Origin of the sequence: Solirubrobacter soli DSM 22325, assembly GCF_000423665.1 — a bacterium.
Taxonomy (GTDB): Bacteria; Actinomycetota; Thermoleophilia; order Solirubrobacterales; family Solirubrobacteraceae; genus Solirubrobacter; species Solirubrobacter soli.
The window spans coordinates 32,076-41,117 of record NZ_AUIK01000029.1; the positions used below are offsets into that span (position 1 = coordinate 32,076).

Here is a 9,042-nt window from a genome sequence, read left to right on the forward strand (position 1 = left end):
AACGCTATCTGGCGTCAACCCAGCGTGACTCGCGGGGAGGTTCATCCCCGCGAGACATCTCAACGGCTCAGGCAGGAAGGCCCGAGAGGGAGCGCAGGCGCGAGGCCGCGCGGACCGCTTCTTCGCGCGAGTTGACCTCGAGCTTGCGGTAGAGGTTCTTCAGGTGCGAGCGAACCGTCTCGCTCGACAGCACGAGGGTCTTGGCGATCTGGTCGGTGGTTGCACCGGTCGACAACAGATCGAGCACCTCCCACTCGCGGTCGGTCAGCCGCGAGCGGACCGGGCGCAGGCCGGCACCGCCGGTCGGCGCGGCGCGGTAGCGCTCGATGAGCTTCATCGCGAGTTGGCGCGAGATCGCGGCCTCGCCCTCGAGCGCGCCCCTCAGCGCACGCGGGAGCGCGTCCAGCTCGACTTCCTTGGAGAGGTAGCCCGCGGCGCCGGCGCGCAATCCGCGCAGGCCGAGCTCCTCATCGCCCGCGCCGGTCAGCATGACGACACGGATCGACGGATCATGCTCGTAGATCCTGCGGGTCGCCTCGATGCCGTCCATCTCGGGCATCATGAAATCCATCACGACGACGTCCGGGCGATAGAAGAGCGCGAGCTCCACTGCCTCCCGGCCGGTCGATGCCTCGGCGATGACTGTCACATCCGCGCGCTGAAGCGTGTCGCGGATCAGTCGGCGGACCAGGGGATCATCGTCGGCGATGATGGTCCGCAGCACTGGCTCTTCGATGTTGTCGTCCTTGTCAATCATGTTGTCGGAGCCTCCGGGTCCGGTCCTGCCCCGCAGAACGGTACCTATGTCATCGGCTGGCGTGGGGGAATTTTCTGCCCACGGGGGATCGGACATCCGTTTAGTGGGTCAGTAGTACCCCCCTCGGGGCAGAGGAACGCGCCTCTCCCCCCCAGGTGAAGACCACCTTCCACGACCATGGTCTAGCCGCGACGCTGCTCACCGTGTCCAACCGACGGGGTGACCACGGAATGAGCAACAGCCTCCGCGAGCTGCGGGATTCACAGGGAGCAGACCAGACCCTTCAGAACCTGCTGCGGGCGCTGACGCTCAACCTCGAGCTGCGGGCGCGTTACCGGGTCTTCGAATTCGAGGCGGCCCAGGATGGCCACCCCGAAACGGCCCAGCTCTTCCGCAACCTGCGGGCCGCGGAGAGCGAGCAGATCGCGGAGCTGATGGCCGGGCTGCACGCCCGCCTCGGCCAGGACCAGGCACGGAGTGAGGAAATCGCATGAGCCATCGTCAAGGAGGAAGCATGACCGTCGGCATCGTTGGACTCGGCTACGTCGGCCTTCCGCTGGCCGTCGCATTCGCCGAGGCCGGCGAGCGCGTGATCGGCGTGGATACGAGCGTGGCCAAGGTGGCCTCGATCCGTCGCGGCGAGTCCTACATCGAGGACATCCCGTCGGAGCAGCTCGCCGCCGTTCGCTCGCACCTGGAGGCCACCACGCGCACGTCGCGCCTGGCCCTCGCGGACGCGATCATCATCGCCGTCCCCACCCCGCTGACGGCCAACCGCGAGCCCGACCTCGGCCCGCTCCTCGCCGCTGCCCAGTCGGTCTCGGACGTCCTGCAGGCCGGCCAGCTGGTCGTCCTGGAGTCCACGACCTACCCCGGGACGACTCGTGAGCGCCTGCTCCCGATCCTTGAGGAGACTGGACTGCAGGCCGGTGTCGACTTCCACCTGGCCTTCTCGCCCGAGCGCGTCGACCCGGGCAACGAGAAGTTCGCCCTCGCGAACACCCCGAAGATCATCGGCGGCCTGACGCCCGCCTGCGCCGCCAAGGCCGAGGGCCTGTACGGCAGGGTCTGCGAGTCGATCGTCCCGGTCTCGACCCCCGAGGTCGCCGAGATGGCGAAGCTCCTCGAGAACATCTTCCGCAGCGTGAACATCGCGCTCGTGAACGAGCTCGGCATGCTCGCCGAGCGCATGGACGTCGACATCTACGAGGTGATCGACGCCGCCGCGACCAAGCCCTTCGGGTACATGCGCTTCGAGCCGGGCCCGGGCATGGGCGGCCACTGCCTGCCGGTCGACCCCTTCTACCTGAGCTGGAAGGCCCGCGAGTACGACTTCTCCACCGAGTTCATCGAGCTCGCCGGCAAGGTCAACCAGAACATGCCGTACGTCTGCGTCGAGCGCGCCGAGCGCGCCCTCAACGAGAACGGCAAGGCGGTCCGCGGCTCCAAGATCGCGATCCTCGGCGTGGCCTACAAGCCCGCCGTGGGCGACATCCGCGAGTCGCCGTCCCTGAAGATCATCGAGCGCCTGCAGTCGCTCGGCGGCGAGGTCGTCTACCACGACGAGTTCGTCCCGGAACTGCCGAAGTACGGTCTGGCCAACACGCCGCTGGACGCGGCGCTCGAGGGCGCGGACATCGCCCTCATCGTCACCGCCCACCCGGGCATCGACCACAACGCGATCGCGGCGCAGGTGCCCACGGTCGACTACCGCGGGGTCACCCGCACCACTCGGGCGGCAGCGAGGCCCCCGATGGAGATGGCCGTCCTGCCCAAGCGGGACAACGAGATCGAGCCCACGGAGGTGGCGGCATGAAGCGTCTTATGATCGTGGCGGACCATTCGTTCGTCGTCCAGGCCATCCGCCTGGCACTGCGGCAGACCGCCGGCTTCCAGGTGGTCGGCTTCTTCGACGGCCGCGGCTCGGTGCGCAACGCGCTCCAGGAGCTCCGCCCCGACGTCGTCCTCGTCGACGACATGCAGGAGGCCGACAACGCGCTGGCCCGCCTGCGCGAGATCGCCGAGGAGGCCCCGCAGGCCAAGTCGATGCTGCTCACGCTGCAGATGGAGTCCGACTGGCTCGAGCAGGCCTTCGAGGCCGGCGCCCAGGCCGTCGTCTCCAAGACCGTTCACCCGGTCTCGCTCGGCACGCTGCTGCGCGAGATCTCCCACGGCAACGTCGTGCACCGCTTCGAGAAGCGCCCGGCCGCGGTCGTCGAGGACGACTGCCCGCTGACCGATCGCGAGCTCGAGATCCTGCGCCTCGTGGCCGAGGGCCACACGAACGGCCGCATCGCCCGCGAGCTGTGGGTCACGGAGCAGACGGTGAAGTTCCACCTCTCCAACACCTACCGCAAGCTCGGCGTCGCCAACCGCACCGAGGCGAGCCGCTACGCGCACCTGCACAACCTGACGGCGCCGCGTGAGCGGCTGGCGTCCTGAACACCGATCCGAATCTGATGACAGTGGAGGCTGAACCGCTCACGAGCGGTCCCGCCGCCCTGCGCCTGCCCGCGCGCGCCTCGGAGGCCCGCGGGCTTGGCCGCGGTCGCGTCTGGGGCCTGCTGATCGTGGACGTCATCGCGGTCGTGTTCGCGCTGGCGGGTACGTACCTCGCCGCCGACCAGATCGGCGACGAGGCGCCGTTCATCGCCCCGACCGGAGCCCTCGTGGCGCTCGCGGTCGGCGTGGTGGCGATGTGGCCCGCCCTGTTCGGGGCCTACGGGCTCTACGAGCGCCAGACGCGGGCGATCGCGCCCGCGAGCCTGGACGAGGTCGCCGACCTCTTCCACGCGCTGCTCGCGGGCTCGCTCGTGCTGCTCGTGGCCGGCCAGGGGGGCGCCAAGCTGCTCGACTGGTCGCTGTACTCGCCGCTGGAAGCGGCGATGTTCCTGGCGTTCGCGCTCGTGCTGATCCCGCTGGGCCGCGCGTGCGTCCGGACCTGGGTCCTGCCCAACGTGCTGCGCCCGCGCCGCGCGCTGATCGTCGGCGCCGGCCTCGAGGGCCGCGTCGTGCAGAAGAAGCTTGAAGCGCATCCCGAGTTCGGCCTGCAGGTGATCGGGTTCGTCGACGACGAGCGCGGCCCGAACGTCCTCGGCGAGCCGGGCGATCTGCCGCGGCTCATCGACACGCTCGAGGTCGACTGGGTCGTCGTCGCCGCGACCGCCGAGCCGACCAGCGAGATGCTCGACCTGATGCGCGCCGTGCGCCGCCCGGACGTGCACCTCTCGATCGTCCCGTCCTACTCCGAGCTGTTCGCGTCCAACGCGACGATCGAGGAGCTCGAGGGGATCCCGGTCGTGAGCCTGCCGCCGATGCGCCTGTCGCGCAGCATCCGGACGGTCAAGCGCGCGATCGACCTGGTCGCCTCCGCGCTCGGGCTGCTGATCCTCACCCCGGTCCTCGCCGCGGTCGCGGTCGCGGTCAAGGTCGACTCCAAGGGCCCGGTGTTCTTCCGCCAGAAGCGCCACGGGCGCGGCGGCACCGAGTTCGAGATCGTCAAGTTCCGCACGATGGTCGCCGACGCCGAGGCCCAGCGCCTCGCGATGGCGCATCTGAATGAGATGGAAGGCGCGGGGCCGCTGTTCAAGATGGCCAACGACCCGCGCATCACCAAGGTCGGCGCGTTCCTGCGCAAGACCAGCCTGGACGAGCTGCCGCAGCTGTGGAACGTCCTCAAGGGCGAGATGTCGCTCGTCGGCCCGCGCCCGTTCGTGGTCCACGAGTCCGAGCAGATCACCGGCTGGGCCGGCCGCCGGCTCGACACGACCCCCGGCATCACCGGCCTCTGGCAGGTCCTCGGCCGCAACGACATCCCGTTCGACGAGATGGTCAAGCTCGACTACGTCTACGTGACGAATTGGTCCCTGTGGTGGGACATCAAGATCCTGCTACGGACGATCCCGACGGTGCTCGGGCGGAAGGGTGCGTACTAATGCCCGTCATCGTGGTCCCGGCCTTCAATGAGGAGGCCAACGTCCCGAACCTGATGCGGGACCTCGCCGCGCGCCCGGAGCTGTGGCGCGACGGCGGCCGCATCATCCTGGTCGACGACGGCTCCTCCGACCGCACGGTCGAGGTCGCGCGCGCCGAGGGGCGCGGGCTGCCGCTCGAGGTCCTGGAGCAGGTCAAGAACCAGGGTCCCGGCCGCGCCTTCGACGCCGGCTTCCGCCGCGCGCTCGAGGTCTGCGACGAGGACGAGCTGATCATCACGATGGAGTCCGACACGACGTCCGACCTGGACGCGCTGGAGGGCATGCTCTTCGTCGCTTCCCAGGACGCGGACATCGTGCTCGCCTCGCACCACGACGGCGGCCAGCTGGCCAACGTCTCGGCGCACCGGCGCTTCCTGTCCAAGGCGGCGTCGAGCGCGATCCGCCGCGGCGCCGGCCTGGACGCGAGCACCGTGTCGAGCTTCTTCCGCGTCTACCGCTCGTCGATCCTGCGCGAGGGCTACGCCGAGCACGGCGACGCGCTGATCCGCGAGCGCGGCTTCGCGTGCAAGGCCGAGCTGCTGATCAAGCTCTCGCGCCTGGGCGCCCGCGTCGCCGAGGTGCCGGTCACCCTGGACTGGGCCAACCGCCAGGGCGAGAGCAAGATGCGCGTGCTGCCGACGATGGCCGGCTACGCGCGGATGATGACCCGCCAGGTCGCTTCGCGGCGGGGTTCTGCATGAGCCAGAGCGTCGGCATCGTCGGCGGCGGCCTGCTCGGCCTCGGCATCGCCTATGAGCTCGCCTCCAAGGGCGTGCAGGTCGATGTCTACGAGGCCGACAAGCGCCTCGGCGGCCTCGCCGGTTCCACGCGGATCGGCGGCGTCGCCGTCGACCGCTACTACCACTGCGTCACCACGACCGACCACAAGGTCGTCTCGCTGGCGGAGGACCTCGGGCTCAGCATCCGCTGGCGCCCGCTCGGCGTGGGCTTCTACCACGACGGGCGCCGCTGCTCGATGTCCACCCCGTTCGAGGTCCTGAAGTTCCCGGGCCTGCGGGTCGACGACAAGGCGCGGCTCGCCGCGTTCGTCCTCGCGTGCGGCCGGATCTCCGACCACGAGGCGCTCGACGAGATCGGAATCGAGGAGTGGGCGCGCGCAAAGAGCGGGAACCGGCTGTGGGAGCGCCTCTGGGCGCCGCTGCTGGACTCCAAGTTCGACGGCCGCTTCGACGACCTCCCGGCCACGTACCTGTGGTCGCGCATGCGCCGCACCGCGGGCACGCGCTCCAAGGGCGGGCGCGAGGTCATGGGCGCGATCGAGGGCGGCTACCAGGCGCTCGTCGACCGGCTCGCCGAGCGGATCCAGGGCATGGGCGGCCGCGTGCACACGAGCACTCCGGTCCGGCACATCCCGGCGTCCGCGACCGGCCGCGCCATCGGCGTCGTCACCGAGGAGGGCCTGCGCGAGCACGACACCGTCGTGACCACGCAGCTGCGCCCGAACCTCAAGGGCCTGCTCGACCCGGAGCTCGAGCGCCAGCTCGGCGCCGACCCGCTGCGCTACATGGGCATCGTCTGCCTCGTCGCGCGGGTGAAGAAGAGCGTCAGCCCGTACTACGCGATCAACATCACCGACCGGCGCGTGCCGATCACCAGCGTCGTCGAGACCACCCACGTGGTGGATCCCGAGGCCGTCGAGGGTCACCTGATCTACGTGCCGAAGTACGTCAAGTCCACGAGCGCCGACCTCGAGCGCTCGAACGAGGACATCACCGACGAGTTCCTGGGCCACGTGCAGACGTTGTTCCCGGACTTCCGTCGCGAGGACGTGATCGCCAGCCAGGTCGCGCGTGCGCGCGTCGCCGAGCCGGTCCACGTCGCCCGCGTCGAGAACCGCATCCCGCCCGTGTTCGCCGCGCCCGGTCTCGCCGTGGCGTCATCGGCGCGGGTCCATCCAAACATCGTTCACGGCCAGGCCATCGCAGGGGTCGCCGAACACGTCGCCGGCGAGGTCCTCGTTCGGCTCTCCACGGACATCGCAGAGCAAAGGAGTGCAGCATGAACCTCCCCGCCACAGTCGGCGTGACGGGTGCCGCCGGCTTCGTCGGCGCCAACCTGGTCGAGCGCCTGCTCGACGAGGGTTGCAAGGTCATCGGGGTCGACGACTTCTCGATGAGCGGCCCGGAGAACCTCCGCGGCATCCTCGGGCGTCCGGGCTTCGAGCTGCTCGAGTACGACTGCCGTGACAGCGCGCGCCTGACGCGTGACTTCAAGGACGTCGGCGGCATCATGCACCTCGCCGCGTGCAAGATCCCGCGCTTCGGTGGCGCGCTGAACACGATGCACGTCAACGTCGACGGCTCGCAGGCCGCGTTCGACGTCGCGCTCGAGCTCGACGTGCCGGTCGTCTTCACGTCGACCTCCGACGTGTACGGCAACGCCGAGACCCCCTTCCGCGAGGACGGCGAGATCGTCCTCGGCCCGCCCACGAGCCGCCGCTGGAGCTACGCCGCGTCGAAGTACTTCGACGAGCACCTCGCTCTGCGCATGCACGAGGAGCGCGGCCTGAAGGTCTCGATCCTGCGCCTGTTCAACGCCTACGGCGCCCGCAACCACCCGAGCTGGTGGGGCGGCCCGCTCGCCGTCTTCCTCGAGGACCTCCTCGACGGCAAGGAGATGGAGATCCACGGCGACGGCCAGCAGGTCCGCTCGTTCACCTACGTCAGCGACACGGTCGACGGCTTCGTCCGCGCCCTCGCCACGCCCGAGGCGGTCGGCGAGGTCATCAACATCGCCAACGAGGAGCCGGTGAAGATCATCGACCTCGCGCAGACGGTCCAGACCGCGATGGGCTTCGACGGCCCGCTGCGGGCGAAGATCGTCAGCTACGAGTCGATGGGCGGCAACTACCAGGACGTCAAGATCCGCGTCCCCTCGACCGAGAAGGCCCAGCGCATCCTCGGCTTCAAGGCCGAGGTCAAGCTCGAGCAGGGCCTCGAGAAGACGATCGCCTGGCACAAGGCACTGCGCGAGGAGCGCGTGGCGGCGTGACCACCCTCCCCGTCCAGGACGCCAACCCGTCCCCGAAGGCCGGCAAGCGCGACGCCGCGCTGCTGTCGGCCGGGACGGTCGGCTCCGGCCTGCTCGCCTACGCGTTCAACGTGTTGGCGGCGCGTGCCCTGGGACCTGAGGCGTTCGCCGCCGTCGGGGCCCTCTGGGCGGGGATGTTCCTGGTCGCCGTGCTGCTGTTCCGCCCGCTCGAGCAGACGGTCTCGCGCACGGTGGCCGACCTGGTCGCCCGCGGCGCGGACGCCCGTGCCGCGATCCGCACGACCGCCTGGCTCGGCGGCGGCGTGGCCGTCGCCGCCTGCCTGGCGTGCGTCGCGGCCTGGGAGCCGCTCACCGACCGCCTCTTCGGCGGCCGGCCCGAGCTGACCGTCGCGCTCGTCGCCGGCCTCGCCGGCTACGCGCTGTCCTACTTCGCCCGTGGCCTCGCCGGCGGCGTGCGCTGGTTCGGCGGCTACGGCCTCGTGCTGCTCGCCGACGGCGGCATCCGCCTCGTGGTCGCGCTGCCGCTGCTGATCTGGGCCTCGACGACGCTGGCGGCGATCGCGATCGCCGCCGCCGCGGTCGGCGGGGCGATCGCTCCGCTGCTCTCGCGCGACCGCACCGCGCTGCGGCGCGCCGGCGGCGTGACCGGCGCCGAGAGCGCGCCGTTCGCGTTCCGCGCCGCGGCCCGCTTCGCCGCGCCCGCCGCGGTGATGGCCGGCTGCGAGCAGATCCTGCTCTCAGGCGGCCCGCTGATCGTCCTGATCCGCGGCGAGGAGGGCGCGGCCGCCACCGCCGGCGTCCTGTTCGCCGCCGCGCTGCTCGTCCGCGCGCCCGTGTTCCTGTTCCAGGGCGTCGCGGCCTCGCTGCTGGCCAACTTCACGACCTACCAGGCCAACGGCGACTTCGCCCGCATGCACAAGGCCTGCGTCAACGTCGCCCTGATCTGCGTCGGCGTCGCCGGCGCAGGCGCGATCGGCGCGCTGATCGCCGGTCCGTTCGCGATGGAGGTCCTCTACGGCTCGGGCTTCGACGCCACCCGCGGCGACCTCTCGCTGCTGGCGATCGGCATCGGCGGCTTCCTCGCCGCCAGCACCTTCTCGCAAGCCCTGCTGGCACGCGACGAGGCGAGCTCCGCCGCCTGGCGCTGGTCGATGGCCACCGCCGTCTTCATCGCCACCCAACTTCTCCTGCCGGTCGACGCGTTCACCCGCGTCTGCATCGGCTTCGCAGCCGCCGGCGTACTCGTCGGCGCGCTGCTCATGACCCTCGTCTGGAGAGAACGAGAATGAGCGCAACCCT

At 70.4% G+C, this 9,042-nt stretch carries 9 protein-coding genes; 8 read left to right on the forward strand and 1 reads right to left on the reverse strand.

The annotated features are described in order from the left end of the window. Nucleotides 1-67 precede the first annotated feature (67 nt). On the reverse strand, nt 68-853 hold the full coding sequence (locus G569_RS0123515; RefSeq protein WP_084285429.1) for a response regulator transcription factor: 786 nt from the start codon (nt 851-853) through the stop codon (nt 68-70). A gap of 59 nt (nt 854-912) precedes the next feature. On the opposite strand from G569_RS0123515, the gene G569_RS50945 reads away from it, so the two are divergent. From G569_RS50945 to G569_RS0123555, 8 genes are read left to right on the forward strand one after another with little or no spacing between them, the layout of a single operon-like run. Then, nucleotides 913-1,251 (forward strand): ferritin family protein, encoded by a 339-nt coding sequence (locus G569_RS50945; RefSeq protein WP_037498601.1) that lies wholly within the window; start codon nt 913-915, stop codon nt 1,249-1,251. Nucleotides 1,252-1,271: 20 nt separating this feature from the next. Next, entirely contained in the window at nt 1,272-2,573 is a 1,302-nt protein-coding gene (locus tag G569_RS50950) for a nucleotide sugar dehydrogenase (protein ID WP_064750433.1), read from the forward strand. Continuing rightward, entirely contained in the window at nt 2,570-3,199 is a 630-nt protein-coding gene (locus G569_RS0123530) for a response regulator transcription factor (RefSeq protein ID WP_084285432.1), read from the forward strand. Before G569_RS50950 ends, G569_RS0123530 begins: the two co-directional genes overlap by 4 nt. Nucleotides 3,200-3,222: 23 nt before the next feature. Beyond that, nucleotides 3,223-4,692, forward strand: coding sequence for a sugar transferase (locus tag G569_RS50955; protein ID WP_053226873.1), 1,470 nt, complete (start codon nt 3,223-3,225; stop codon nt 4,690-4,692). After that, the gene (locus G569_RS0123540; protein ID WP_028065242.1) at nt 4,692-5,432 is read left to right on the forward strand and encodes a glycosyltransferase family 2 protein; all 741 of its coding nucleotides are present in this window, start codon (nt 4,692-4,694) and stop codon (nt 5,430-5,432) included. Before G569_RS50955 ends, G569_RS0123540 begins: the two co-directional genes overlap by 1 nt. Continuing rightward, on the forward strand, nt 5,429-6,754 hold the full coding sequence (locus G569_RS0123545; protein WP_028065243.1) for an FAD-dependent oxidoreductase: 1,326 nt from the start codon (nt 5,429-5,431) through the stop codon (nt 6,752-6,754). The genes G569_RS0123540 and G569_RS0123545 overlap by 4 nt, the downstream gene beginning before the upstream one ends. Continuing rightward, a complete protein-coding gene (locus G569_RS0123550; RefSeq protein WP_028065244.1) occupies nt 6,751-7,743 on the forward strand; it encodes an NAD-dependent epimerase/dehydratase family protein in 993 nt (330 codons plus the stop codon). The genes G569_RS0123545 and G569_RS0123550 overlap by 4 nt, the downstream gene beginning before the upstream one ends. Then, nucleotides 7,740-9,032: a lipopolysaccharide biosynthesis protein gene (locus tag G569_RS0123555; RefSeq protein WP_028065245.1), complete on the forward strand. Its 1,293-nt coding sequence runs from the start codon at nt 7,740-7,742 to the stop codon at nt 9,030-9,032. Before G569_RS0123550 ends, G569_RS0123555 begins: the two co-directional genes overlap by 4 nt. The last annotated feature ends 10 nt before the right edge of the window (nt 9,033-9,042 follow it).

What these genes read in the sequence shown, in the direction of transcription:
- G569_RS0123515 (WP_084285429.1), bottom strand. Translation starts at nt 853, where the DNA reads ATGTCCGATCCCCCGTGGGCAGAAAATTCCCCCACGCCAGCCGATGAC.
- G569_RS50950 (WP_064750433.1), top strand. Translation starts at nt 1,272, where the DNA reads ATGACCGTCGGCATCGTTGGACTCGGCTACGTCGGCCTTCCGCTGGCC.
- G569_RS0123530 (WP_084285432.1), top strand. Translation starts at nt 2,570, where the DNA reads ATGAAGCGTCTTATGATCGTGGCGGACCATTCGTTCGTCGTCCAGGCC.
- G569_RS0123540 (WP_028065242.1), top strand. Translation starts at nt 4,692, where the DNA reads ATGCCCGTCATCGTGGTCCCGGCCTTCAATGAGGAGGCCAACGTCCCG.
- G569_RS0123545 (WP_028065243.1), top strand. Translation starts at nt 5,429, where the DNA reads ATGAGCCAGAGCGTCGGCATCGTCGGCGGCGGCCTGCTCGGCCTCGGC.
- G569_RS0123550 (WP_028065244.1), top strand. Translation starts at nt 6,751, where the DNA reads ATGAACCTCCCCGCCACAGTCGGCGTGACGGGTGCCGCCGGCTTCGTC.